This is a genomic window from Elusimicrobiota bacterium (assembly GCA_016182905.1).
Classification (GTDB): domain Bacteria; phylum Elusimicrobiota; class Elusimicrobia; order UBA1565; family UBA9628; genus GWA2-66-18.
In genome coordinates this window covers 104372-128751 of record JACPFR010000018.1, presented here as the reverse complement: position 1 = coordinate 128751, position 24380 = coordinate 104372, and the positions used below count along the sequence as shown (strand labels likewise).

General features: G+C 69.6%; 27 protein-coding genes and 1 tRNA gene. 7 read left to right on the top strand and 21 right to left on the bottom strand.

Going from position 1 to position 24380, the window contains the following annotated elements; translation table 11 throughout:
* A partial coding sequence (locus tag HYV14_07285) for a hypothetical protein (protein MBI2385802.1) occupies positions 1–875 on the top strand: 875 nt, incomplete at its 5' end.
* 1 nt (position 876) lies between these two features.
* Here HYV14_07285 and HYV14_07280 read toward each other — a convergent pair.
* The 3 genes from HYV14_07280 to HYV14_07270 are packed head-to-tail and all read right to left on the bottom strand — an operon-like array spanning position 877 to position 2893.
* Positions 877–1260, bottom strand: coding sequence for a type II toxin-antitoxin system RelE/ParE family toxin (locus HYV14_07280; protein ID MBI2385801.1), 384 nt, complete (start codon positions 1258–1260; stop codon positions 877–879).
* Positions 1158–1394 (bottom strand): CopG family transcriptional regulator, encoded by a 237-nt coding sequence (locus HYV14_07275; protein ID MBI2385800.1) that lies wholly within the window; start codon positions 1392–1394, stop codon positions 1158–1160. Before HYV14_07275 ends, HYV14_07280 begins: the two co-directional genes overlap by 103 nt.
* A gap of 56 nt (positions 1395–1450) precedes the next feature.
* A complete protein-coding gene (locus HYV14_07270; GenBank protein ID MBI2385799.1) occupies positions 1451–2893 on the bottom strand; it encodes an oligosaccharide flippase family protein in 1443 nt (480 codons plus the stop codon).
* 34 nt (positions 2894–2927) lie between these two features.
* Between HYV14_07270 and HYV14_07265 the strand changes: the two genes are divergently transcribed.
* A complete protein-coding gene (locus HYV14_07265) occupies positions 2928–3836 on the top strand; it encodes a metallophosphoesterase family protein (protein ID MBI2385798.1) in 909 nt (302 codons plus the stop codon).
* Here the strand turns inward: HYV14_07265 and HYV14_07260 are convergent.
* A complete protein-coding gene (locus HYV14_07260; GenBank protein MBI2385797.1) occupies positions 3828–4877 on the bottom strand; it encodes a dipeptide epimerase in 1050 nt (349 codons plus the stop codon). The two genes, HYV14_07265 and HYV14_07260, sit on opposite strands and share 9 nt — an antisense overlap.
* A 36-nt stretch (positions 4878–4913) precedes the next feature.
* Here HYV14_07260 and HYV14_07255 point away from each other — a divergent pair, with 36 nt between their 5' ends.
* Both HYV14_07255 and HYV14_07250 read left to right on the top strand, forming a co-directional pair.
* Complete coding sequence (locus HYV14_07255; GenBank protein MBI2385796.1) at positions 4914–5960, top strand: hypothetical protein; 1047 nt, start codon at positions 4914–4916, stop codon at positions 5958–5960.
* Positions 5957–6142 carry a hypothetical protein gene (locus HYV14_07250; protein ID MBI2385795.1) on the top strand — a complete coding sequence of 62 codons (186 nt, stop codon included), beginning with the start codon at positions 5957–5959 and terminating at the stop codon, positions 6140–6142. The genes HYV14_07255 and HYV14_07250 overlap by 4 nt, the downstream gene beginning before the upstream one ends.
* 7 nt (positions 6143–6149) lie before the next feature.
* Here HYV14_07250 and HYV14_07245 read toward each other — a convergent pair whose 3' ends face one another.
* The 4 genes from HYV14_07245 to HYV14_07230 form a co-directional block, all read right to left on the bottom strand.
* Positions 6150–7589, bottom strand: coding sequence for a trypsin-like peptidase domain-containing protein (locus HYV14_07245; GenBank protein MBI2385794.1), 1440 nt, complete (start codon positions 7587–7589; stop codon positions 6150–6152).
* 22 nt (positions 7590–7611) lie between these two features.
* Positions 7612–7683: transfer RNA gene (locus HYV14_07240), tRNA-Arg, on the bottom strand.
* 104 nt (positions 7684–7787) lie between these two features.
* Positions 7788–8123 (bottom strand): hypothetical protein, encoded by a 336-nt coding sequence (locus tag HYV14_07235; GenBank protein MBI2385793.1) that lies wholly within the window; start codon positions 8121–8123, stop codon positions 7788–7790.
* A 4-nt stretch (positions 8124–8127) separates the two neighbouring features.
* On the bottom strand, positions 8128–8472 hold the full coding sequence (locus HYV14_07230; protein ID MBI2385792.1) for a hypothetical protein: 345 nt from the start codon (positions 8470–8472) through the stop codon (positions 8128–8130).
* Positions 8473–8519: 47 nt separating this feature from the next.
* On the opposite strand from HYV14_07230, the gene HYV14_07225 reads away from it, so the two are divergent.
* A complete protein-coding gene (locus HYV14_07225) occupies positions 8520–9725 on the top strand; it encodes a dicarboxylate/amino acid:cation symporter (protein MBI2385791.1) in 1206 nt (401 codons plus the stop codon).
* Here HYV14_07225 and HYV14_07220 read toward each other — a convergent pair.
* From HYV14_07220 to HYV14_07200, 5 genes are all read right to left on the bottom strand, one after another.
* A complete protein-coding gene (locus HYV14_07220) occupies positions 9718–10098 on the bottom strand; it encodes a helix-turn-helix transcriptional regulator (GenBank protein MBI2385790.1) in 381 nt (126 codons plus the stop codon). The two genes, HYV14_07225 and HYV14_07220, sit on opposite strands and share 8 nt — an antisense overlap.
* A 76-nt stretch (positions 10099–10174) precedes the next feature.
* Positions 10175–10483 carry a VOC family protein gene (locus HYV14_07215; protein MBI2385789.1) on the bottom strand — a complete coding sequence of 103 codons (309 nt, stop codon included), beginning with the start codon at positions 10481–10483 and terminating at the stop codon, positions 10175–10177.
* Positions 10484–10524: 41 nt separating this feature from the next.
* The gene (locus tag HYV14_07210) at positions 10525–12039 is read right to left on the bottom strand and encodes an SDR family oxidoreductase (GenBank protein MBI2385788.1); all 1515 of its coding nucleotides are present in this window, start codon (positions 12037–12039) and stop codon (positions 10525–10527) included.
* 4 nt (positions 12040–12043) lie between these two features.
* Positions 12044–12454 (bottom strand): RDD family protein, encoded by a 411-nt coding sequence (locus HYV14_07205; protein ID MBI2385787.1) that lies wholly within the window; start codon positions 12452–12454, stop codon positions 12044–12046.
* Positions 12455–12488: 34 nt separating this feature from the next.
* Positions 12489–12878: a VOC family protein gene (locus tag HYV14_07200; GenBank protein MBI2385786.1), complete on the bottom strand. Its 390-nt coding sequence runs from the start codon at positions 12876–12878 to the stop codon at positions 12489–12491.
* Positions 12879–12903: 25 nt separating this feature from the next.
* Here HYV14_07200 and ispG point away from each other — a divergent pair, with 25 nt between their 5' ends.
* Together ispG and HYV14_07190 are read left to right on the top strand one after the other, a co-directional pair.
* Complete coding sequence (gene ispG, locus HYV14_07195; protein ID MBI2385785.1) at positions 12904–14895, top strand: (E)-4-hydroxy-3-methylbut-2-enyl-diphosphate synthase; 1992 nt, start codon at positions 12904–12906, stop codon at positions 14893–14895.
* Entirely contained in the window at positions 14880–15839 is a 960-nt protein-coding gene (locus tag HYV14_07190) for an aminopeptidase (GenBank protein MBI2385784.1), read from the top strand. Before ispG ends, HYV14_07190 begins: the two co-directional genes overlap by 16 nt.
* Here HYV14_07190 and HYV14_07185 read toward each other — a convergent pair.
* The 8 genes from HYV14_07185 to HYV14_07150 all read right to left on the bottom strand — a co-directional run bounded on the left by HYV14_07185 (position 15836) and on the right by HYV14_07150 (position 24380).
* Positions 15836–17011 (bottom strand): hypothetical protein, encoded by a 1176-nt coding sequence (locus HYV14_07185; protein MBI2385783.1) that lies wholly within the window; start codon positions 17009–17011, stop codon positions 15836–15838. The genes HYV14_07190 and HYV14_07185 overlap by 4 nt on opposite strands.
* 115 nt (positions 17012–17126) lie before the next feature.
* Positions 17127–17714 carry a thioredoxin family protein gene (locus HYV14_07180; GenBank protein MBI2385782.1) on the bottom strand — a complete coding sequence of 196 codons (588 nt, stop codon included), beginning with the start codon at positions 17712–17714 and terminating at the stop codon, positions 17127–17129.
* Positions 17711–19369 carry a thioredoxin family protein gene (locus HYV14_07175; GenBank protein MBI2385781.1) on the bottom strand — a complete coding sequence of 553 codons (1659 nt, stop codon included), beginning with the start codon at positions 19367–19369 and terminating at the stop codon, positions 17711–17713. Before HYV14_07175 ends, HYV14_07180 begins: the two co-directional genes overlap by 4 nt.
* A gap of 7 nt (positions 19370–19376) precedes the next feature.
* Positions 19377–20516 (bottom strand): redoxin domain-containing protein, encoded by a 1140-nt coding sequence (locus HYV14_07170; protein ID MBI2385780.1) that lies wholly within the window; start codon positions 20514–20516, stop codon positions 19377–19379.
* A 14-nt stretch (positions 20517–20530) separates the two neighbouring features.
* A complete protein-coding gene (locus HYV14_07165) occupies positions 20531–21634 on the bottom strand; it encodes a hypothetical protein (protein MBI2385779.1) in 1104 nt (367 codons plus the stop codon).
* A gap of 92 nt (positions 21635–21726) precedes the next feature.
* On the bottom strand, positions 21727–22416 hold the full coding sequence (locus HYV14_07160) for an ABC transporter ATP-binding protein (protein MBI2385778.1): 690 nt from the start codon (positions 22414–22416) through the stop codon (positions 21727–21729).
* Positions 22409–23566, bottom strand: a complete 1158-nt coding sequence (locus HYV14_07155; protein MBI2385777.1) for an ABC transporter permease — start codon at positions 23564–23566, stop codon at positions 22409–22411. The genes HYV14_07160 and HYV14_07155 overlap by 8 nt, the downstream gene beginning before the upstream one ends.
* Before the next feature lie 58 nt (positions 23567–23624).
* Positions 23625–24380: an outer membrane lipoprotein-sorting protein gene (locus HYV14_07150; GenBank protein MBI2385776.1), complete on the bottom strand. Its 756-nt coding sequence runs from the start codon at positions 24378–24380 to the stop codon at positions 23625–23627.

Sequence of the window (24380 nt, the reverse complement as noted above, 5' to 3'; positions counted from 1 at the left end):
GCGGGGCGGCCGCCGCCGCGCGCGCCTGCCGCGACGCCGCCCTGCGCCGCGCGAAGTCCCGCGCCGGGAAGACGGCGGACTTCGCCGCGGCGGCCCTGGCCGGCGGCGCCGACCGCCCCGAGGGCGTCGACCTGCCCGCCGGCGCCTGGGCCCGCTTCGTCGAGAGCAACGGCCTGGCGGAGTGGCTGGAGCGGACGCTCGACGACGCGTCCCTCGGGCTGCGCCGCAAATCCGAGCGCATCCGCGAGCGGATCGCGAGCGGGAGGCTCGGCCAGGTCGACGGCGTCCTCGGCCCCAGCCTGATCGTCGGAGAAGACGCGGCCCTCAAGGCCGACGGACCCCTCGACGCGGCGCAGAGGGTCAAGGAGGTCTGGGCGGCGTCCTGGGGACCCGGTCCGCTCGGCGCGCGCCAGCGCGCGGGGCGCGGCCTCGCCTACGACGGCCGCGTGCGCGTCGAGAAGATCGTCCCCGCCGACGCCTCCGGGCTCGCGTTCTCCCGGGACCCCGGCTCGGGCCGCCGCGAGCGCGTCTTCGTCGAGGCGACTAAGGGCCCGCTCGACGGCCTCCTCGCCGGCGACGCCGCCACCGAGTCCTACACCCTCGAGCGCCGCACGGGCCGCGAGACCGGTCCCCGTTCCGGCTCGGCCTCCTCGGTGCTGTCCGCCGAGCGCCTGGCCCGCGTCGCGCGCCTGGCGCGCGCCCTCGACGCGTGGAAGGGCGCGGGCGTCGAGGTCGCGTTCTCGTTCTCCGGGGAGAGGCTGATCGCGCACCACGCGCGCGCCCTCGAGGCCCCGCGTCCGGTTATCCCCCTCAACGACCCTTTCGCGCCGCGGCCCGAAGCCGGCTACCTGAACATCAAGCCCGTCGGGCGCTAGCTCAGAGCTCGTCCGGCCAGCGGCGCGCGCCGTGAATGACGGACAGGATCTCGATCCTCTTCGCCTTTGGCCGATACGCGACGATGAACGGGGTTCCCGGGACGACGAGTTCGCGGGTGCCTTCCACCCGGCCGGGCCTTCCGATCTCGGGATGCCGGCGAACCGCCTCGAGGGTCTTCTGGATCCTATCGATGGACCTTGCGGCCGCGGAGGGATTCTCTTCGGCGATGCAGGCGTTGGCTCTATCGAGGTCCGCGAGCGCCAGCCGCGTCCAGGCGAGCTTCACTTCCGCCAGCGGGCGAAGGCGGAAGCGACTTCCCGATCGCTGGCGAACTTGCCCGCGTCGGCTTGGCGCAATCCTTCCTTGATGTGTGCCGTCTGCCATCGATGGACCTCGAGGTAGTTGTCGATCGCCTCATTGAGGACATAGCTCCGGTCCCGATCGATGCCGACGGCGATGGCGTCCAGCGCTTTTCTCTTCTGAGCGTCTACGCGAAAGGTGATGGTTCTCTTGTTCATGACAAAAGGATATATCGCAATGCGCGATAATGCAATAGCTTACGCTGTAGTGCGCGTCAGACCCGTCGGGCGCTGAGCAGGGACCGGAGCTCGGCGAGCTCCTCGGCGGCGAGGAAGCCGGTGAGCAGGAGCCCGGCGGGATAGGCGGCGAGCAGCAGGAGGCGGGCGGGCAGGCCCACGCCCGAGGCGGGCCACCACAACGCCGCGGTCCAGCCCGCGAGTATGGCCAGCCGCTTCCACTCGTAAGGGACGGGGCGCGACGCGCGCCCGAGCCACCAGACCGCCGCCGCCATCGCCGCGAAGGCGGCCAAGGTCGCCCACGCGGCGCCCATCATGCCGTACCGCGGGATCAGCGCCGCGTTGAGCCCGAGGTTCGTGAGCGCCCCCGCCCACGTCGCGGCGGACACCGCGCCGGTCCGCTTGTCGAGCATCAAGGGCGCCAGCATGATGAAATACAGGCCGTTGAACAGGTAGGCGAGGGTCACGACCGGCACGACCGGCAGGCCGCTCCAGAAGGACGCGTGGATCAGCGGCTTGCCCGCGAACAGCGGCGCCGTGACGAGCGGCTCGATGAACAGCGCGATCGCCAGGAAGGCCCACGCGGACAGCGCGCCGAAGTACGTGAGCACGCGGGCGATCAGCGCGCCCGCGTCCGCCCGCTCCGCGCGCTCCAGGATGAACGGCTTCCACGCCTGATCGAACATCCCGACGAGCAGCATCATCCCGATGCCGAGCTTGTAGCAGGTGCCGAAGATGCCCGCCTCGGCCAGCCCGGACGTCGTCGCGAGGATCGGGCGGTTGGCCACCTGCACGATCATCGAGCCCATGCCCGCGAACACGAGCGGGACGCCGAACGCCAGCATCTCCTTGAGGCGCTCGCGGCTCGGCGCGGCGAACCGCGCGAGGATCACCGGCGAGAGCATCGCCAGCGTCGAGATCGACGCGATCAGGTTGGCCAGGAACACGCCGCGCAGGCCGAGGCCCAGCGTGCGCACGAAGACGAAGGCGAGGACGACGTTCATCGCGATGCCGACGAGCTTGATGCCGGCGTAGGCCCCGGCGCGGTGCGAGCCGCGCAGCTCCGCGTAGGGCAGCAGCATCGCGGCGTCGACGGCGAGGATCGCGGCGCCGTAGCGGACGAGGTCGGCCATCTCCGCCGGAAGCCCGGCGAGGCGCGCGATCGGGACCGCGCCCAGGGCGAGGGCGGCCGAGACCGCGAGCGAGGTCCCGAGCACCGTCAGGAAGGCGGCGCCGAAGGCGGACGCGTCGGCCTCGCCCGCGCGTCTTCCGAAGCGCAGGTACGCGGTGTCGAGGCCGAGGCCGTAGATCACGGTCAGGAAGGCGATGAAGGCGTAGGTCGACTGCATCGCGCCGTTGTCGGAGGGCTCGAGGAGGTGCGAGTACAGCGGCGTGAGCAGGAAGTTCAGCAGCCGTCCGAGGACGGTGGACAGGCCGTAGACCGCCGTCTCCCGCGCGAGGCCGCGCAGCTCCCTGAGCATGGCGGCATCCTATCAAAACCGTTATCCTATGGGTATGGTCCCGGAGAAGCTCGTCCTGATGGCTTCCCGCTTCCGCACCGAGCGGCAGCTGCGCCGCCTGTCGCGCCTGCCCAGCCACGGCGGCGACAAGGTGTCCTTCGCCGTGCTCGGCGACGTCGAGCCTTCCCGCTTCTGGATCTACCGCAAGCTGTTCAACCGCGAGGGCGTGTTCCACGACCAGATGCACGAGCTCCAGTCCCAGGACCTGACCTTCACGGTCCAGCTCGGGGACATGGTCAGCAAGGGCACCCGGTCGAACTACGAGAGCTTCCTGCGCCACCTGCGCCGGGCCTGGACGGGCCGCCCCTACCTCACGGTGATCGGCAACCATGACCGCTCCCGGCCGAACGGGAAATCCCACTCCACCCTCTACCGCGGCCTGTTCGGCCGTCCCAACTACTTCTTCGACCACGCGGGCGTGCGCTTCGTGGTCCTCGACTCGAGCGCCAAGCGCGTGACCCGGACCCAGCTCAAGTGGCTGAGGATGGCGCTCGACTTCCCCGGGCGCAAGATCGTGTTCACCCACATGCCCCCGGTCCAGCTCAGCCTGTGGGGCGGAGTCGGGCGCGTGCACGAGCTCGGCGGCTTCATCGGCGGCTCGCGGGAGTTCGCGGACATCGTTTCGGCGGCGAAGGTCAGCCGCGTCTACATGGGCCACGTGCACGCCTTCGGCGTCCAGGACCACGGCGGCGTGCGCTACGTGCTCACCGGCGGCGGCGGCTCGGCGCTGTTCCCCTCGGGCAACTCGGACAGCTTCCATCACTACCTGACCGTCGAGATCACGCACTCCGGCATCCGCGAGCGCGTGCACTCCCACGACGGCAAGGTGTTCCACATCCCGCAGGGCCTGGTGATCCTCCCCACCCACGACGCGCGCGAGCGCCGCTGGTGGGAGCTAGTCTAAGGACGCGAAGCGTCCGCGCCGGACCCAGCCGGCCTCGCGGCGCTCTCCCGCGTCCTCGACGAGCAGGACGTCGCTGTCGAGGTCGTGCCAGCGGAAGAAGCCGGTGCCGAGCGCCAGGTGGACGCTCGCCGCGAGCCCCCGCGCGGTCTCGGCCATGCAGCCGATCATCAAGGGCAGCCCCGCCGCCCGCGCGACCGCCGCGATCTCGAGCCCGCGGGAGACGCCCGACTTCGCGAGCTTGACGTTGATCGCGGTCACGCCCGCGTCCGCGGCGCGCGCGGCGTCCGCCGGCGTCGCGACGCTCTCGTCGGCGGCGACCGGGACGGGGCAGCGCCGGGAGACGAAGGCCAGCGCCGCGAGGTCCCCCTTCGGCGTCGGCTGCTCGAACAGCTCCACGTCCGCGCCCGTCTTCAGCACCGCCGAGACGAAGCGCAGCGCCCCCGCCGGCGTGAACCCCTGGTTGCCGTCGAGCAGGAGGCGGGCCTTCGGCGCCGCCGCGCGCACGGCGAGCACGCGCGCCATGTCGTCGTCCGCCCTCCCCCCGATCTTGACCTTGAGCGTCCGGTAGCCGGCGGCGGCGGCCTCGGCGGCGGCCGAGCGCGTCTCCTCGGGGTCGTTCGAGGCCGAGATCGTCAGGTCCGTCTCGAGGCGCCGGGACGCCCCGCCGAGCCAGCGGGCGAGGTCCGTCCCGGCCTCGGCCGCCAGCGCCGACAGCAGGGCCGCCTCGAAGGCGGCGACCGCGGGGCTCAGGTCCCCGTGCCGCGCCCAGGCCTCGTCGACGAGCGCGCGCCAGTCGCGGGCGTCCCGCCCGCGGGCGCGGACGGCCATCCTCTCGAGGGCCCGGCGCAGGGCGGCCGGGGTCAGGTGCTTCTGCGCGATCGAGGTCGACGCTTCCCCATAGCCTTCCGCGCCGCCCTTCAGGTGCAGGAGGACGGCCGCGTTCACGGTCGACTCCCTCCGGCCCTGGGCGGTGATGAAGGGCCGCTTGAGCCTCGATTCCACGAGGAAGACGCGCGCGGACGCCACGGCGGTTCTGGACACGGAACGACGATAGCAAAATGGCTATAATCCCGGACGATGATGACCATAGCGATGTTCCTGATGCTGGCGGCCGCGCCCTCCCCGGCGCGGGCCCAATCGACCGCGACCTTGCGCGGCCTCGACGTCTACCGCTCGTCGGTGCTGACGCCGGACAAGGCCAAGGAGCTGTTCGGCAAGAGGATCGCCGAGATCGTCGTCCTCCGCAACCATCGCCGCCCCGCCTCGGCGGAGAAGGCCGAGGTCATCCGCAAGGGGATCGAGCGCGAGGCCGCCAAGATCCCGGGCGTCGCCTACGCCGGCCTCACGATCTCCGAGTACTTCACCTCCGTCGACCACGCGATGTACGTCACCTTCGACGTCGTCGACGAGGCCGATCGCGGCCGCCTCGCGTTCGTGCCCGCCCCGAAGCGGAACACGGCCGACCCCGAGGGCCTGCTCGCCGCCTGGAAGAGCTATTACGAGCTCGGCTCGGCCCTGACCCGCCGCGGCCAGATGCCGATCGACCGTCCCGACTGCCCCGGCTTCTACTGCCTGTGGGGCGGGGCGACGCCCGAGCTCGACGCGCTCCAGAAGAAGTTCGTCGTCGGGGCCCAGTCCAAGGAGCGGGAGCTGCGCACGGTGCTCGCTCACGAGGCCGACGCCGACAAGCGCGCCGCCGCCCTCTTCGTCCTCAGCTACGGCTCGCGCGGCGAGAAGGTGATCGAGTCCTGCCTCGCCGCCTTGAAGGACCCGTCTCCCGTCGTCCGCGGGGCGGGCCTTCAGATCCTGGCCGACGTCATCAACCACCGCAAGGACCTGCGCGTCGACGCCGACATGATCGTCCCCCTCCTCGACGACCCGAGCGGCTCCGCGCGCGGCAAGACGCTCGGCCTCCTCGTGCCGATGGTCGACGACGCGCGCTCCCGCGGAAAGATCCTCGCGGCGGCGCCCCGCCTCGTCGACATCCTCAAGCTCTCGGAGCCCGGCAGCCACGACCTGGCCTACACGGTCCTCGGGCAGCTCTCGCAGAAGGCCTACGACCGCCGCGACTACGCGAGCTGGGAGAAGTGGGTCCTGGAGAACGCCGAGGGCCTCAAGAAATGAGCGAAGGGGCCAAGCCCTGGCTCGTCATCACCCCCAAGGTCATGGGGAAGATGTCCTTGTCGGTCGTGCTCATGGCCGTCGGGATGTACTACCTGACGACCGGCCGCAGGGAGGCCAGCGTCTCGCGCATGTTCTCGGGCGCGTTCCTGACCCTGGCCAGCGTCTTCCTCTTCCTGCTCTAGGAAGCGTCTAGCGGCGCGATTCGATCTCGCGGCGCATCTCGCCCTCGAGGTCCTCCATCTCCCTCATCTCGGCCTCGAGGACGTTCTCGATGCGGTAAGGCGCCTGCGGCGTCAGCATCACGGGCTTCGTCTTCGGGGCGGGCGGCGGCTCGACGGGAGCCTTCGGAGCCTCGATGACGGGCGCCTCGGCGACGGGAGCCTCGGCCGCCGCGACGGCGACGGGCGGCGCGCTTTCGCCGCCCATCCAGCGGCGGGCGACGGAGGACTTCACCGAGAAGTTGACGCTCGTGATGGTGAGGCCGTCGGCGGCCTTGCGGGCCATCGAGGTGTTCACGCCGATGATGGCGCCCGAGCGGTCGAGCAGCGGCCCGCCGGAGTTCCCGCGGTTGATGCTCGCGTCGGTCTGGAAGGCGTCCTTGCCCTTGACCCCGCCGAGGTCGGCGATCACGGTGCTGACCACGCCCTGGGTGAGCGTCCACAGGCCGCCCTGCTCGGGATGGCCGATCGCGACGACGGAGTCCCCGGGCTCGACCGACGAGTCGTCGCCGAGCGGCAGCGCGCCGGCCTTGACCTTGGTCTCGGGCTCGAGGAGCGCCAGGTCGAGGCCGCGGTCGAAGCGGGCGACCTTCGCGGTGATGGGCCCCTGCAGGTCGCGCTTCGTGTCGCCGCTGACGCGCTCGGGCTTGAGGTAGACGCGGACCGCCGAGAACGGACGGCCGGTCTTGTCGTTGACCACCACGTGGGCGTTCGTGAGGATGCGCCCGCCCTCGACGACGCTGCCGGTGCCGAGCTCCCCCGCGCCCTCCTTCTCGGCGGCGAGGATGAGCACGACGGACGGCGCGGCGCGCTGGTAGATCTCCTTGGCGGACAAGGCCTTGGCGGCGGGCACGGACGCGGGGGCCGGCGCGGCCGGGGCGAACATTCCGGCGATCTGGTCGTAGGCCTGCGCGGCCTCGAGGTGGTTGCCCTTGTCCGCGGCGGCCAGAAGGCGCGTCACCTCTTTATCCGCGTCGGTGGACAGCTTGCGCCCGCCGCGCACGGCGGCCACCGCCGTGGGGCCGCGGTACTGGTACCGGTGCGAGTCGGCCCAGGCGTTGACGTCGCTCCACCAGCCCGTTTCCTGGAGCAGGTCCGCGTCGGGGCCCGCGGCCTTGGCGTCGGCCTCGATCTCGCGTCCCGCGGCGATGAGGCCCGCCTCGACGGCGAGCTTGCGGCGCGACGCCGCGAGGCTCTTGAATCCGGTCCGCAGCAGCGCCGGGCGCTCGAGCCCGGCCCAGCTCGCCCCGGCGGGCGCGCTCTTCGCCGCGTCGCGATAGTCCTCGTCGGACATCGTCAGCACGTTCTCGAGCGACGCGCGCAGGGCGGCATCGCCGGCGGGAGCGGCGGCGCGCAACGGCGAAAGGGCGGCGACGAGCACGACGGCGGCGAAAAGAGGGATTTTCATCATGCCCCCACAATACCAAAAAAATTGCCCCCTCCAGGAATCGAACCTGGATTGCCTGCTTAGAAGGCAGGAGCTCTATCCATTGAGCTAAGGGGGCGTGATTCTCATTATAGCGGATAGAGCTCCTGCCTTCTAATATTAAGAAAGAGAGGCCGACCGGTCGTTCCGGTCGGCCTCGAGGCAGGAGCTCTATCCATTGAGCTAAGGGGGCGTGCGCAGGCCGACGACGAGGATCGCGTAGGTCCTGTAGTCGCTTTTCTTGACGGAGACGTCGTAGGGATAGGTCTTCGCCTTCGGGTCCACGACCTTCCCGTCCACGGTCAGCTCGGTGATCACCGCCTGGCCGCTCCAGACGCAGTAGGCGCCCTTCGGGCACGGCGAGTTGATGAACTTGACGATGCGCAGGGTGGCCTTGGTGCCCGCGATGGCGGCGACCTCTCCCTTCCTCAGGCGGAACTCCTTGCCCAGCTCGACGGGCATGGCCTTGGCGAAGGCCCCGGACGCGAGGAGCGAGGAGAGAAGGAGGAGGAGCGGCACGCCGCTATCCGACCAGGCAGACCTCGTGAGGCTTGATGACGGCGTCGAGGGAGGCGACGGCGCTCCAGCGGCCCTTCCCGGCCCGGGCGCGGGCCTCGAGGCGGACGCGTCCGGACTGCGGGGCCCAGTCGTACCAGAAGTGGCCGAACGAGTCGCGGCAATCGGACCATTCGTCGCCGTCGAAGCGCACCTGCGCCTGGGTGGCGCCGGCGGCGGTGAGGCGGATGGCGTAATGCCCCGGATGGACGACTTCCTGGGCGGCAGGGTAATCGATGACGACCTTGAGGGCCGCCTTCTTGACGGGCGCCTTGACGACGGTTTTCTTGGGTGCGGCGATCTTCTTGACCATGAAGAGACATTACCATTTCGCTAATTTCAGTTGCTATGATGGGCGCCATGCGACATTCCGGTCTCACCGGGCGCATCCTCCTGGGATTGGCCCTCGGCCTGCCCGTCGGCTGGTATCTCGGCGCCGACGCCGCGGTCCTGGGCGAGATCGGCAAGGTCGTCATCCAGGCGATCAAGCTCGCCGCCGCCCCCCTGCTGGTGTTCACCATCATCGGGGCCGTCCTGACCACCGAGGTCAGCGCCAAGGACGGCGCGCGCATGGGCTTCTTCTGCGCCGTCAACGCCGTGCTCGCGCTCGGCATCGGGCTGCTGCTGTCGAACGTCCTGAAGCCCGGCCTGCACCTGACGGCGGCCGGCGGGGCCAACGGGGAGGCGCTCGCCGCGGCGGCGGGCAAGAAGCTCGGCCTGGCGGCCTTCCTCGGCAACTTCGTCCCCCCGAGCCTCGTCCAGCCGCTCGCCGACAACGCGATCTTCCCCCTCGTCGTCCTGTCCCTGGCCTTCGGCCTAGCCCTGCGCAAGCTCAAGAACATGGGCGAGGACGTGTCGAGCGTGGAGAAGGCCGTCGCGACCTTGCGCCGCGCGATGGAGGTCCTCCTCTCCTGGATCATCCAGGCCGTGCCCCTGGCGGTGTTCGGCGTGGTCGCGAGCTCGATCGGCAAGTACGGCGTGGACCCGCTGAAAGGCCTCGCCGCCTACGTCGGCGTGGGCCTGCTCGGCCTGATCCTCCACCCCCTGATCGTCTACCAAAGCTGGCTGGTCGCGTACGTGCGCATGCCGCTCGGGCGCTTCTGGCGCGAGGCGCGCGAGCCGGTGGTCTACGCGGCCGGGGCCAACTCGAGCCTCGCCACCTTGCCGGTCACGCTCAAGGCGCTCGACGGCCTCGGCGTGTCGAAGTCCTCCTCGACGCTCGGGGCCTGCGTGGGCACCAACCTCAACAACGACGGGATCATCCTCTACGAGGCGATGGCCGTGCTCTTCGTCGCGCAGGCCCACGGCCTGCACCTGACGATGGGCCAGCAGCTCTCGGCCGCGTTCTCCTGCCTGATCGCCGCGATGGGCATCGCGGGCATCCCCGAGGCGGGCTTCATCTCACTGTCGCTCGTCCTCGCCACGGTGGGACTGCCGGTCGAGCTCCTGCCGCTGCTGCTGACCGTGGACTGGATCCTGGCCCGCGCGCGCTCGGTCGTCAACGTGCTCGGCGACATGATGATCTCGATCCTCATCGACCGCGCCGCCGGCCGGCGCTTCACTTAGGCGGCTGGTCGGCCCGGAGGCTCGTGTGCCCGTGATCCGGGCGTTCCCACTCCGCGTTGCGAGCCGCGAGGGCGTCGCCGAGGTGCTGCCGCGGCTTCGGGATGACCAGCAGATCGCAGAAGAGAGCGTCGAACAGCTTCCGTAAGGTCTTGAGCTCGGCCTCGACTTTCCCCAGCTCGATGCGCGCGATCTGCCCTTGGTCGACCCCGCTTCTGCGCGCGAGCTGGGCCTGACTCATCCGCATCTTGCCGCGCAGCGCGCGCAGATAGAAGCCCGGTGGATGCGTCGCGGCCTTCGGGGCATGGCCGGCGTAGCGGATCGACTCGTTGATCGCTTGAAGCTGGACGACGGAGCCCCGGGATAGCCTTGGCATGGTCCTATCTGAGTAATGTATTTAAATACATTACTCAGACAGGGGTCGACAAGGGTGTGCCGCGGCGGGCGAGGTCTTACGCGCGCTTCTTAGCGTGGATCAGGAAGGAGTTGCCTTCGGTGTCGCGGTACACGGCGAAGCGGCAGACGGGCGTTTCGTAGGGCTTCGCGACGAGCTTCGCCTTGGCGGCTGCGAGCTTCTTCGCCGCCTTGTCGAGGTCGGCGACCTCGAAGGCGACGTTCGAGCTCGGCTTCACCTGGGGGACCATCGTAGAAATGGCGAAGCAGGCGGTGCCTCCCGGGTAGTATTCGACCCAGGCGTTCTCGTAGTTCTTCCCCAATTTGAGGCCGAGGACCTTCTCGTAGAACTTGCGTGCGCGGGCCATGTTCTTGACCGGATACAGCGTGAAGGCGATGTGCTTGATCTTCACCAGTTGGCTTGCTTGTAGTCCTTGAGGAACTTGCCGGAGACGTGCTCGCCGGTGTTGAGGCCGACGAACCACGGGTCGAGGATGCGGGCGGCGCCGTCGACCACGTCGGGCGGCGGCTGGAAGTCGTGGACGGCCTGCTTGCGCAGGGAGTGCACGACGGGGTCCTCGTCGGTGACCCAGCCGGTGTCGACGGCGTTCATCCAGATGCCGTCGTTGACGTAGTCCCGCGCCGAGGTCAAGGTCAGCATGTTCAGCGCGGCCTTGGCCATGTTCGTGTGCGGGTGCTTGTCGGTCTTCGTGCCGCGGGAGAAGATGCCCTCCATCGCGGTCACGTTGACGATGTGCTTGTCGCCGGTCTTGTGGCGCAGCATCAGCGGCTTGAGCTTCGAGGCCAGGATGAACGGGGCGACGGCGTTGATCAGCATGACCTCGAGCAGCTCGGGCGTGGGCACCTCGGCCAAGGTCATGCGCCAGGTGTTCATCGTGCGCAGATCGACCTGCTGGAGATCTTGGTCATATTTCCCCGAAGGGAAAATATCCTTGCCGGTGATCTTGTCGTCGTAGACCATGCGCACCTGGGACAGGGCGGCGGAGTCCTTCAGGCCGATGCCGACCGGACCGTTGTCGAGGGAGACGAGCGCGCCGGTCTGCTCGTGCGGCAGCGCGGCGGTGACCTCGTAGTGGCCGGACAGTATGCTCTTCTCGTTCTGGGACAACCCGGACCAAGACAGGGATTCGTAAGGCAGAAGATGCTCGTAGAAACCCACGGGGCGCCGCACGGTCTGCGCGGCGTTGTTGAGCAAAGCGTCGAGGCGGTCCTCGGTCTGGTTCAGGTAGCGGCAGAAGATCTCCACGCTGGGAGAGTGCCGAAGATCAAGACCGTAGACCTTGACCCTATGGCTCCAGTCCTTGAAGTCCTCCTCGGCGGCGAAGCGCTTGGCCCCGTCGTGCGGGAAGCGCGTCGAGACGATGACGCGGGCGCCCGCGCGCAGCATCTTGAGCGCGGCGTGGTAGCCGATCTTCAGGCGCGCGCCGGTGATGTAGGCGGTGCGGCCGTTCAGGTCGGCGGTCTGGAAGCGCTTGGCGTAGTTGAACTCGGCGCAGTCCGGGCACATGTTGTCGTAGAAGTGGTGGAGCTTCGTGAAGTCCTGCTTGCAGCAGTAGCAGCCCTGGGGGCGCGAGAGGTGCCGCTCGGGAGTATCAGGCGGCGGAGGCAAAGCCGGAGCCGGCGCGGTGAACACGGGGGCCAGGCGCGCGGTGCGGATGCCGGAGGCGGCGCGCGCGGCGCGGTCGGCCTCGGCGGCGGCCAGCTTGGCTTCCTGGCGCTCGAGCCGGGAGATCCGGGAGCGCTGGAGGCGGGTCGGACGGGAGAGCTTCCCGGCCGCCTTCATCAGGCGGATGCGCTCGTCCTCGCTGAGCTCCCGGATCAGCTCCGGGTCGGAGACGACCGATTCCAGGATCGCGAGGCTGCGGCGGATATCTTCGAGTTTGTCGACGGAGGGGCTTTCCACCCCGTCATTGTACCACGGCGGGCTCGGCTTCGATCACGCAGGTGCCCGCGATGAGGTCGTGGATGCAGCGCCGGTCCTCACGGAAGATGAAGAGGCTGTCCACCAGGAAGTAGCCGGGGATGAGGCTGAGCAGGCCGTTGAGCAGGCCGCGCTTGAGGACGTTGACCACGAAGCCGCCGTTCTCCAAGGTGTCCTTCATCACGATCCGGATGCCGAGGAACCGCTTGCCGAGCGTCTGCCCGTGCTTGCTGACGAGGACGAGCTGGGTGACGAGCAGCGCGAGCGAGGCGACGACCCCGAGCAGGCGCACGGCGACCGGGGCGGCTTCGAGCGTCCCGATGACGTAAGGGACGCCGACGATGAATCCATCGGCGAGAGCGGCGAGAAAGCGCTGGGTTCTGGAGGCGAGTTTCATGGGTCTCCTTCCGGTTTCGCGGAGTATATCAGACCTAGGCTCGGTCCGCTATGGGCGGGTGGTGGATGAACTGCAGGCCGTTGCCGTCCGGATCCTTCAGATAAAAGGAACGGGCGCCATCGCGGTGGGTCTTGGGCGCCTTGACCGCGTACGCCTTGAGGTGCTCGTACCAGGCGTCGACGTCCTCCGCCTTCCTGAGGACGATGCCGAAGTGGTCGAGGCGCGTCTCCGGGCCCTCCGGGCCCGGCGTTGTCTTGTGTAGGGCCAGATTATCCTGCCCGTTCATGGTCAAATACAGATTATCCGCGTCGGGACGCCACTCCACCTGGTAGCCCAGCATCCCGCAATAGAACGCCTCGGCGCGGGCCATATCCCCGGTGAACAGCGCGATATGCCTTATGCCCAGCGTCGTCGGTAGATTCATGGGGAAATGATATAATTTTCTCCCGATGCCCGAGACCCTCATCCAGATCCCCAAATACGTCCCCGACGTCTTCTCCTGCCGCCGCCGCCGCACCCGCGAGGTCATGGTCGGCAACGTCGGAGTGGGCGGCGACAACCCCATCCGCGTTCAGTCCATGACGACCACGGACACCTTGAACGTCGAGGCGACCGTCCTCCAGTCGATCAAGATGATCGAGGCGGGCTGCGAGATCGTGCGCATCACCGCGCCCACCGTCGCCGACGCCCAGGCCATCGGCAAGATCAAGGAGAAGCTCGTGAAGGCGGGCTTCCATCAGCCCATCGTGGCCGACATCCATTTTTCGCCGAACGCAGCCGACGCGGCGGCCGACTTCTGCGAGAAGATCCGCATCAACCCCGGCAACTTCGTCGACAGCAAGCGCTTCGCGGTCAAGGAGTACACCGACGCGCAGTACGCCGCCGAGATCGAGCGCATCGAGGAACGCTTCACCCCCCTCGTCCTCAAGCTCAAGCGCCTGAAGCGCGCCTGCCGCATCGGCACCAACCATGGCTCGCTCTCCGACCGCATCATGAATCGATATGGAGACAGCGCGCTCGGCATGGTCGAGAGCGCGCTCGAGTTCGCCCGCATCGCCGAGAAGAACGGCTACTACGACCTGATCTTCTCCATGAAGTCCTCCAACCCGAAGGTCATGATCGCGGCCTACCGCCTGCTCACCCAGCGCCTCGACGACCTGGGCATGAACTACCCGCTGCATCTCGGCGTGACCGAGGCCGGCGACGGCGAGGACGGCCGCATCAAGAGCGCGATCGGCATCGGCTCCTTGCTCGAGGACGGCATCGGCGACACCATCCGCGTCTCGCTGACCGAGGACCCGGAGCGCGAGGTCCCCGTCTGCCAGGTCCTCGCCAAGCCCTTCCACAAGCGGGAGCCGGAACCCGCGCGCGCCGAGAGCAGGAAGCCCGTCTATCACTGCGCCGATTTCTACTCCTACAAGCGCCGCAAGGCCGACTACTTCCCCGTCGGGCCGTTCGTCACCGGCGGGCTCGACCTCGTCCGCGTCGTCACCCGGGTGCCGGAGACGATGTCCGCCGACGCGATACTCGACCTCCACGAGGTCCTGCTCGGGAAGGCCTCGGGCGCCGACCTCGAGGTCCTCGAATTCCCGGTGATGGACAAGGCGAGCCTCGAGCGCCTGCGCGAGGTCCGTGCCAAGCTCGCCACGGAGACCTCCCGCCTGGCCTACCTCGCGCGGGTGGAAGGAACGCTGGCCCTCGCCCTCGACGCGGTGAAGGTCGCCGACATGACGTGCTGGGCGACCCCGTCCGAGCGCGACTACGCGGCCTATCTCGGCGCGCTCAAGGACACCGGCATGGTCAACCTCGTCGAGGCCGAGACCGCCGAGCTCGCCCGCAAGTACGAGGCCGCCTCCCTCTACAAGGGCGTGCCGACGATGACCTCTTTGCGCGGGACCGATTCGGGCAAGCTGATCCGCGAGTACCGCGCGCTGGCCGCGACCGGCGGCTCGTCCCCGATCCTCATCCGCGCCCCGCGCGAGGCCACGCCGGACGAGCAGGTCATGCGCTCGTCCACCTTGATCGGCGGCCTACTGTGCGACGGCGTCGGCGACGCGGTGTCCATCGACGCCGACCTGTCTTTGGAACGGGGCGTCTCCTTGATCTACAACGTGCTCCAGGGCGCGGGCGTGCGCATCACCAAGACCGAGTTCGTCTCGTGCCCCTCCTGCGGACGGACGCTCTTCGACCTGCAGACGACCACGGAACGCATCAAGAAGCGCACCGGCCACCTCAAGGGCGTCAAGATCGCCATCATGGGCTGCATCGTCAACGGCCCCGGCGAGATGGCCGACGCCGACTTCGGCTACGTCGGCGGCGCGCCCGACTCGATCAACCTGTACGTCGGCAAGGAGTGCGTGCAGAAGGGCATCCCCTTTGCCCAGTCCGACGACGCGCTGGTCGCGTTGATCAAAAAACACGGCAAGTGGGTCGAACCGTAGGTCGAGCCTTAGGGCTTCTCCCTCTCCTCCTCCTCTCGGGCTGCTACGCCTACCGCTCGGCCGAGGGCCACGCCCGCCTTCTTTGGAACAGCCGTCCCATCGCGGACACGATCAAGGATCCCTCCACCGCGCCCGGCCGGCGGGAGAAGCTCAAGCTCACCGTCGACGCGCGCGCCTATGCCGTGGAGAAGCTCGGGCTGTCGCCGTCGCGCGACTACAAGGACTGGACGCCCGTCGACGGCGCCGTCACCTGGCTCGTGTACGCCTGCCCGCAGGACTCGTTGACGCCGAAGCCGTTCCTGGGATTCCCGTACAAGGGGCATTTCCGCCGGGAATGGGCCGAGAAGGAAGCGGCGGCTTGGGAGAAAAAGGGCTTCGACTCGACGGTGGTCCCGGCGTCCGCCTACAACACGCCTTTGCCGGTCTCCGACCCGCTGCCGTCGTCGGTCCTGGGCTACGGCCCCGGCGACCTGGCCGAGCTTCTGATCCACGAGTTGACGCACGGGACGGTGAACACCCGGGATCAGTCCTTCAACGAGGCGATGGCGTCCTGGGCCGGCGAGCGCGGCGTGAAGCGGTACCTGACCGAGCGCTTCGGCGACGCCTCGCCGGAGCTGTCCGAGTGGGAAGCCGGCCGCGCGCGCTCCGAGACCTTGGGCGTCCTCTATGACGAGCTCGCCAAGCTCCTCGAGGACCATTACAAGAAGGGCGGCCCCGGGCGCGAGAAGCTCTTCGACTGGGCCCGCGCCGAGGCCGCGAAGACCGGCCTCGCGCTCCCGGAGAAGCTCAACAACGCCGTCGTGGCGGCGCACCGGACCTACCGCGGGGAGCCCGCGCTGTTCGACGCGCTGCACGCGAAGAACGAGGGCGACTGGAAGAAGACGGTCGCCGCGCTGAAGGCGCTCGACCGCCGCTCGCCATGGGCGGCGCTGAAAAAGCGCTAGGGCGGAAGGCGGGCGGCGGCGGCCGACCAGAAATCCCTGTGGACCGCCGCGTCCGACTTCATCTTGGAGAGAAGTTCGTCCTGACCGACGTCCGAGGAAGCCTCGGCTGAAGGAGCGGCGGCGGCCTCGGGCCGGCGGGCGACGGCGCGGACCCGCGCCGACAGGGCGGCGATGAGGCGCTCCACGTCGGCGAAGTAGGGATGGGAGGCGGCGGCGCGAAGGGCCGAGGTCTCCGAGCCGCCCTCGGCGTGTCGGTCGGCGAGCCGGCCGAGCCAGGACTCGGCGTTCTCGAAGCGGGAGTCGCTCGCGGCCAGGGTCGCTCGCTTGGTCTCGAGCGAAGCGCGCAGGGCCGCGTAACGCGTCGGATCCTCGCCGTGAGCGGCGACGAAGTGATCCGCGGCGGCGGCCATGAACTCGAGGAGGGCGATATTGCCCGCGTTATCCTTGCGCGCGCGGGCGGCGTCGTCGCGGCGGGCGGCGTAGGCCCCGGCGGGCGCGGACATCTCGCGGAGGCTCAGGGCCTGGGCGTAGGCGAGGTTGAGGAAGCGGCGATTGGATTCGATGGCGGCGCGTCCCTCGGCCATCGCAAGCGCCTCGGACGCGTGGGCGCGGGAGCCCAGCTCGAGGGTGACGATCCAGCCGACGAGGCTGGCGTAGGTCTCGTCTCCGGCGTAGAGGTGATAGGTCGAGGTGGAGAGCCCCGGAGGCAGGGCCTGATAGCGGTCGCAGTGGCCCAGCAGCTCGTGCGCGAGCGTCCCGGCGCCCTCGTCGCGCCAGCGGGGATCGCGCAGGAGAGTGGAGAGGCCGACGACGAATGTCTTCGACTCGAAATCGGACCTGCCCTTCTGGCCGTCGAGGCCGTCCTCCGAGACGGTCGTCTTCATATCCTCGAAGACGACGCGCACGGGGCGTCCGCGCGCCGTGAACGCGGCGGAGAGCTCGCGGCCGAGCGGCGAGTCCTGGATGCGGGCCCACAGCGCGTCGACGTCGGCGCGGTCGGCGGGATCGGCGAGGAGGAGCGGGCGCGACGCGGGCGCGAAGGCGGCCGGCCGCGCGGCCTTGAGCCCGGCCAGAACGAGCGCGGGATCGGGCAGATCGGCGTAGCCGGCGGCGAAGGCGGAGACGGGGGCGGCGGCCATCAAGAGGGCCGCGAATCGGGGAGAAAAATTCATTATTCCAGTATACCTCGCGCCGAGGATCCGGTCATGGGCCGAAAGGCCCCGACTCGAAACCGTTGGTCCTAAGGGCCTTTCAACTGTTTCCGGAAACAGTCGCGTTGCTGGCGGATCAGTACTTGACCGAGCAGCCGTAGGGGCGCGACGAGGGCGTCGAGACCGGCTTGCCGGCGAGAGCCTCGTCGAGCGCGGCGGCGACGTGGTTCTTCGCGGTCTTCACGTCCTCGGGGTCGGCGCTGGCGTTGTCGTCGATGGCGCCCATGTAGATCAGCGCGCCCTTCTTGTCCACGACGAACATGTGCGGCGTGGTCTTCGCGCCGTAGAGTCGGCCCACGTCGCCTTTCCCGTCGAGCAGGATGGCTTTCGACGACATGGCCTTGAGGCGGTCCGTCGCGTCGGCGGGCGTCAGGTGGCCCTGCTTGCCTTCCTTGGAGGACACGATCGTGTACCAGACGACGCCCTTGGCCCCGTACTTCTTCTGCAGGCCCTGCATGTTCCTCGAGCCGTAGTGCTTCTGCACGAACGGGCAGCCCTCGTTGAACCACTCGAGGACGACGAGCTTGCCCTTGGAGTCGGAGAGCTTGACCGGCTTGCCGCTCTGGTCGGTGAGCGTGAAGTCGGGCGCGGGCTTGCCCAGCTCGGGGGCGGCGTGGGCGGCGGACGCGAGCGACAGCAGGACGGCGGCGAGGACGGTCTTCATGGTTTCTCCCCCAATGTCTCGAGCACGAGGCCCGGAGTCAAGATCTCGGGCAAGGTGACGGCTTCCCCGCCCTTCGGATAGACGATATACAGCGGCACGCCGGCGCGTCCATGCTTGGCGAGTTCCGCCTCGATGACGTGGTTCTTGTCCGTCCAGTCGGCCTTGAACGCGATCCCTTTGCCGAGCGCGGCCCTGACCTCCGGGCGCGACAGCACGACGCGCTCGTTGACCTGGCAGGACAGGCACCAGGCGGCGGTGAAGTCGACGAAGACGGTCTTGCCGGAGGCGCGGGCTTCCTGAACGGCCTCGGGGGACCAGGTCTTCCAGAGCGTGTCGGCGGAGACCGGCGGGGCGAGCAGGCGCCACAGCACCCAGAGCAGCCAGAGGGCCGTGGTGAACATCGGCACCGACAGCAGCTTCTTGAGCGTCACCATCCACGGGCCGGGACGCGGCAGGCGCTCGAGCAAGGCGGGCCAGGAGGCGAGGGCGGCGTAAGGCGCCGCCGTGCCGAGGCCGAGGGCGGCGAACACCGAGAGCGCCTCCCAGGCCGGGCGGGACAGCGCCCAGCCGAGGGCCGCGCCCATGAACGGCGCGGTGCAGGGCGCGGCGACGACGACGGCGAACACGCCGGAGGAGAACGAGCCGCCGCCGCCGCGCGCGCCGAGGGACATCAGGCGCGTGCCGACCTCGAAGGCGCCGAGCAGGTTCAGGCCGATCGCGGCGAACAGCGCGGCGAGCGCGCCGACGACCCACGGCGACTGGAGCTGGAAGCCCCAGCCGAGCGAGGCGCCCGCGGCGCGCGCGGCGAGCAGGCCTCCCGCGAGCGCGAGGAAGCTCGTCATCACGCCGAGCGTGTACGCCAGCGCGTGGCCGCGGCCCGGGCGCTCGAGCAGCCCGGCCACCTTGAGGGCGAGCACGGGGAACACGCAGGGCATGAGGTTGAGCAGCAGCCCGCCGAGGAAGGCGAGCAGGAGGTTGCGCAGGGCGACGCCCCCCGCGGACACGGGCACGGAGACCGCGACGGGCGGCAGGCCGGGACGGACGAGCACGCCGGACAGCGCCGCGAGGTCCGGGGCGCCGGGGGCCTTCTGCAGCGCGAGCTCGGTGCGCGTCGGGGCGACCGCGACGGCCCCGCGCGCGCCCTCGAAGGCGCCGGGCGCCGACGGGAAGAACTCGGCGAGCGGGTGGCGGCCGGCGAGCTCGAGGACGACGCGGTCGCCGCGGCGGAACGCGCCGAGGGCCGCGGCCGGGTCGGGCTTGGGCAGGCGCTCCCAGGCCTCGGAGACGAGCTCGCGGCGCCCGGCCTCGGGGGTCAGCTCGGCCCGGCCGGGGACGCACACCTCGGCGCACTCGAGCCAGGTCGCGGTGAACCGCCGCGCGCCTTTCGGGAGCCGGGCCGGGATCGCGACCTCGCCGGAGTAGCCGAAGCTCGTGAGCGGCCCGGCGACGATGCGCTCCGGCGCCGGGAACTCGAGCATGCCCGGCGTCAGCTTGGTGGCCAGGCCGGAGTCGCCGGGGTTGGACCAGTAGGTGTGCCAATGGGGATCGTGCCGGAGGACGAGGGCGGCCCGCTCGCCGGCCGCGTACAGCGCCGCCTTCACGTGCCCGGCCGAGGCGGGCGCGGCGAGGAGGGCGGCGAAGACGAGGCCGCGCATCGCCGCGCTAGTCCTTCTTGGCGGGCAGGACCCGCAGGAATTCCACCTCGCGCCGTCCGGGGACGAGCTTCAGCCCGTGAGCCGCGAGCGCGCGGTCGCGGGCGGCGTCGTCCCGGCGCTTCCACTCGAGGTCGAGGAAATACAGCCCGTCGAGGCCGGTGGCGTCGATGACCGGCTTGGGAGAGCCCATCCAGAGCGCCTTCGCGAAACGGGCCATCGTCGACCGGCCGAGAAGGCGGCCGCCGCCGGAGGCCATGATCCCGGGCTTGAGCGCCGGGTCCCCGAGCTGCGGACGCGGCGCGCCCGCCTCCGTGGACAGGGTCAGCAGGAAGACGTCGGTCTCCTTGATCATGGGCTCCACGCGCACGGCGAAGGCGGCCTGCACCGCCTGCTTCAGCAGCTCGCGGCCTCGCTCGAAGCCCTCCGGCGGCGTCCGGAGCCGGAAGTTGAAGGAGTCGGGCGCCGGGGCGTCGACGACGACCTGCTCGTCCTCGACGTCCCAGATCCAGGCGAGGAGGGCGGAGAACGGAAGCCCCCCGCCCTCGAGCATGCCGTCGCCGCGGCTCATGGAAGGCTCGCCCGCGGCCGAGGAGATCAGGACCTCGAAGAGGGTCCGGCCGGACGCCGCCGGGAGGGCGGGTCCTTCGCCGCCGCCGAACTTGACCGGGACCGGCGTGAAGCGGCCGGCGATCGCGTCGCGCACGTCGCTTTCCTTGAGGGAATCGGGAAAGATCCGCGCGAGCAAGGTCCCGTCCTTGCCGATCAGGTAGCCGTCGGGACGGCCGCGGACCTTGTAGGCCTTGAGCGACGACCTCGCCTCGTCCACGCCGACCCAGGACTTGAACTCGTGGGTCTTGAGGAACGCCGCGATCTGGTCCGCGGGTTCGTCGGTCACGGAGAGGAAGACGACGGGCTCCCCTTTGAGCGCGTCGATCAGGCGGTTCGTGCGCGGGACGCCCGCGACGCACGGCGCGCACCAGGTGGCCCAGAACTCGACGAAGACGACCTTGCCCTTGAGGCTCGCGAGGCTCTTGACCTCGGAGACCGGGGCGTTGAAGACCTTGGCGATCTTGAGCTCGGGGGCCTTCGGCCCCGGCGCGGCGGCGGAGGACGAGGCCAGGAGGGCGGCGAGGGCGATGGCGGTCATGGCGACAGTCTAGCTTAAAACCAATATTGCGCGGTCAGCACGGCGGCGTTGGGCTGGCGCCCGAATTCGTCGAGCGCGTCGCCGCCGAAGCGCCGCCACGCGGCGGTCAGCCACAGGTCGGGGAGCGCGTTCCAGGACAGGCTCGGGTAGGCGAGCGTGGAGCCGTCGTCGGCGTTGACGAGGGCGGCGCACTCGAGCTTGAGCAAGGTGTGCAGGTCCTTGGTGAAGGTCGCGCCCGCGTAGTTCCGGGCGACGCCCTGCTCCTTGCCCGCGCGCAGGGACGCGTAGTCGTACCGCCGCGGGTCGGCCTGGCCGTTGCCGGCGTGGTAGACCTCGACGAGGACCGCCGTGCCCGACGGGAAGTTGTAATCGTAGCCCAGGCCGGCTTTCCAATACGGCGTCCGCGTCTCGGGGCTGAACCAGGCGACCTCCCCGTGGGCGGTGCCCTCGAGGACGGCGCCGGCGAAGTCGCCGCCGATGACGAACGACGCCGTCGAGCCCGGGATCTTGCCGCCCATCAGCGCGGCGTCCCAGCCCTCCCAGTTCGCGCGCCCTCGCGCGAGTAGGGCGTGATCGACCCAATAGTCGCCCGGCGCCCAGGCCAGCTCGGCCTGGCCGAGGGAACCGACTCCCGCGCGGCCGTACAGGGCGTCCACGCCGCGGCGCTCGTCGCGCTCGACGGTCGTCGGGTCGTAGGGGTTCAGGACGTCGGTCGGGTTCCAGAGCTTGCCGCTGCCCCAGGCGATGCGCTGGCGGCCGGCGCGGACGACGCCGCTCTCGTCCTCGACGCCGACCCAGGCGCGGTAGGCGCCGACGCCGTAGCCGTTGGTCGTGCCCGTCGAGACGGTGTGCTCCATGTCGAGCCAGGGCTTGGGCGGCGCGTAGCCGAACTGCCGGAACTCCGTGGTGCGGAAGAAGGAGCCGGCGGCGACCTGCTGGTCGAAATCGACGTGCGCCTTGAGCGCCGACTTCTCCGCGTCGAGGGTCAGGCGCGCGCGGGCGGTGTTGAGGTTGTAGGCGCGGCCGTCGAGGGCGGAATGGGAGTACTGCCAGAAGTCCTTGAGGTAGCCGCCGGCCTTCACGCCGGCCGAGGCCGGCGACGGAAACGAAAGAACCACAAAGGCACAAAGACACGAAGAACGGAAGAGAAGGTTTACGTCGACGTTAACCCTCTTGCCGCTCGTCCTTCGTGTCTTTGTGTCTTTGTGGTTCAATCCGTTCGCGTTTCGTCGGAGAGAAGCTCGCCGTCCTGGAGGCGGACGACGCGTCGGGCGCGCTCGAGGACCGCGCCGTCGTGGCTCGAGAACAGGAAGGTGATGCCGTGGTCGCGATTCAATCCTTCCATGAGGTCTAAGAGCTGGGCGCCGGTCTTGGAGTCGAGGTTGGCCGTCGGCTCGTCGGCGAGCACGAGCGACGGGCGCGTGACGATCGCGCGGGCGACGGCGACGCGCTGCTGCTGGCCGCCGGAGAGCAGGTCGGGGCGGCGCTCGGCGTAGGTCTCGAGCCCGACCCAGGCCAGGGCCTCCTCCGCGAGCGCGCGGCGTTCGGCCGCGTCCATGCCCTGCAGCACGAGAGGATACTCGACGTTCTCGACGGCGGTCAGGACCGGGATGAGGTTGTAGGCCTGGAACACGAAGCCGAGCGAGCGCAGGCGGAAATCTGAAAGGGGATCGGCCCCCAGCGACGAGACGACGTGGCCGTCGTAGCTGACCGTCCCCTTCGTCGGCCGGTCCAGCGTCCCGATCATATTGAGCAAGGTGGACTTGCCCGAGCCCGACGGGCCGGCCAGCGCGGTGAACTCCCCCCGCGCGATCACGAGGTCGATGCCCTTGAGCGCGGCGACCTTCGAGCCGCCGGGGTACACCTTGTGGAGGTTGGAGACCTCGACGAGCTTAGACATGGCGCAGCGCCTCCGCCGGCTTCAGCCGCCCGGCGCGCAGCGCCGGGGGCAAGGAGGCCAGCAAGGTGATCAGGAAGACGGAGAAGCAGGCGAAGGCGTGCATGCGCCACGCGGGGACGAGGTAGATCACCGACGGGAAAGGCAGGAAGTAGGAGAAGGCCTCGCCGACGGGAAGATGAAGGCCGTTGCGGCCGAAGTACGCGATCATCGCGGCCCCGAGCGTCAGGCCGAGCAAGGTCCCGACGAGGCCGAGGACGAGCGACTCGGCCAGGATCAGCCGCACGATCCAGCGCGGGCGGGCGCCGATGGCCATCAGCACGCCGAACTCCCGCACGCGCTCGAACAGGCTCATCAGCTGGGTGTTGAGGATGCCCAGCGCCACGATGGCGAACACGATGAACAGCACGACGGTCAGGATGCCGTTCTGGAAGGCCTGGATGCCGATGATCTCCCGGTCGATCTTCTTCCAGCTGATCGCGCGGATGTTGCCCGGCGGCAGCCGCGCGTCGACGTCGGCGGCGACCGCCTCGGCGGCCTCGATGTCGACGACGCGCGCCGCCAGCTGGTTGGCCTGGCCGGGGCGGCCGAGCATCTCCTGCATGGCCTTCAGCGGGATCCAGACGATCTGGCCGTCGAAGGACTCCGAGCCGGTGACCTGGATCCCGACGAGGCGGAAGGCCTCGGCGCCCATCGAGCCGTCCGCGGCCTGGGCCATGATGACGACCTTCTCCCCGAGGCGGACGTCGAGGCGGTTGGCGATCTTGCGGCCCATGACGATGCCCTTGCCGTCCGTCTCGAGATAGGTCCCCTCCTTGATGTAGGAGGACATGTCGGTGAGCTTCTTCTCCCGGTCGGGCTCGACGGCGCAGATCAGCGCGCCCAGGGACGCGCTCGGCGCGGACACGAGGCCGGTCATCTGGATGCGCCGGCCCCAGATCGCGACCCGGGGGTCGGCGTCGAGGACCTTCGCGGCCGGCTCGGGGTCGGGCATGAACTTGTCGGGGAACTTGGACTCGTCGACGTCGCTGCGCTGGACGCGCACGTGCCCCGTGATCGAGCCCGTCGCCTTTTCGACGAGCTGGATCTGAAGGGAGCGGATCATGCTCTGGCCGAGCATGATCGCGGCCAGGCCGAAGCCCATCGCGGCCACGTTGATCAGGCTGCGGCGGCGGTTGCGCCAGACGTTGCGCCAGGCGAGGCGGAGCAGGTCAGCCCCCGCCCTTCTGCAGGCGCTGGTAGCTGAAGAAATTCTCTTCCAGCGGGATATCGAACTCGAGCTCTTTGTAATGGAGAATCGTGCGCTGGCCCGGCTTCCGCGCGGGCACGCACTCCAGCCGCGCCGGCACGCGCCGCCCGCTCATGACCTTGACGTCGGAGAGCGTGATCGTGCGGATGAGCTCGCCGCGCTCGGAGTAGTCGAGCTCGTTGAGGGGTATGACCGATCCGTCGTCGTCGTAATAGGCCACGTCGGTCAGCACCTTGCCCCAGACGACGGGCGCGTCGGGCTTCGGGGTCGCCTCGATGTGGTAGACCGTGCGCCCCTCCTCCTTCGTCGTCTTGAGGAGCTTGTGCGTGTAGTCCTTGACGATGGAGTCGGCCTTGACGATGTCCTCGTAGGTGAAGTCCGAGCCCTGCCAGGTCGAGTGCATCATCGTGGGAGGGATCTTGATCACGCGCTCGACCTTCGGCAGCCAGACCCACATCTCGGTCTTGCGGCGCAAGGTGGTGTTCCCCCGCTCCTTGGCCGGGGCGAGGATCTTGATGAAGGCGTAGGTGCGCTCCTTGTTCCAGCCCTCGATCTCGAGCGAGCGCTTCCACTCCGGCGTCTCGATGGTCATGGTCAGGCGGCCGTGGCTCGAGTCGCCGCGCAGGGCCTTGTTGGCCTTGTCCACGAGGTCGCGGATGTCCGGCTCCGCGGCGGCCGCGGGGACCGCGAGGAGCAGCGCGCACAGGAGGGCCTTCAT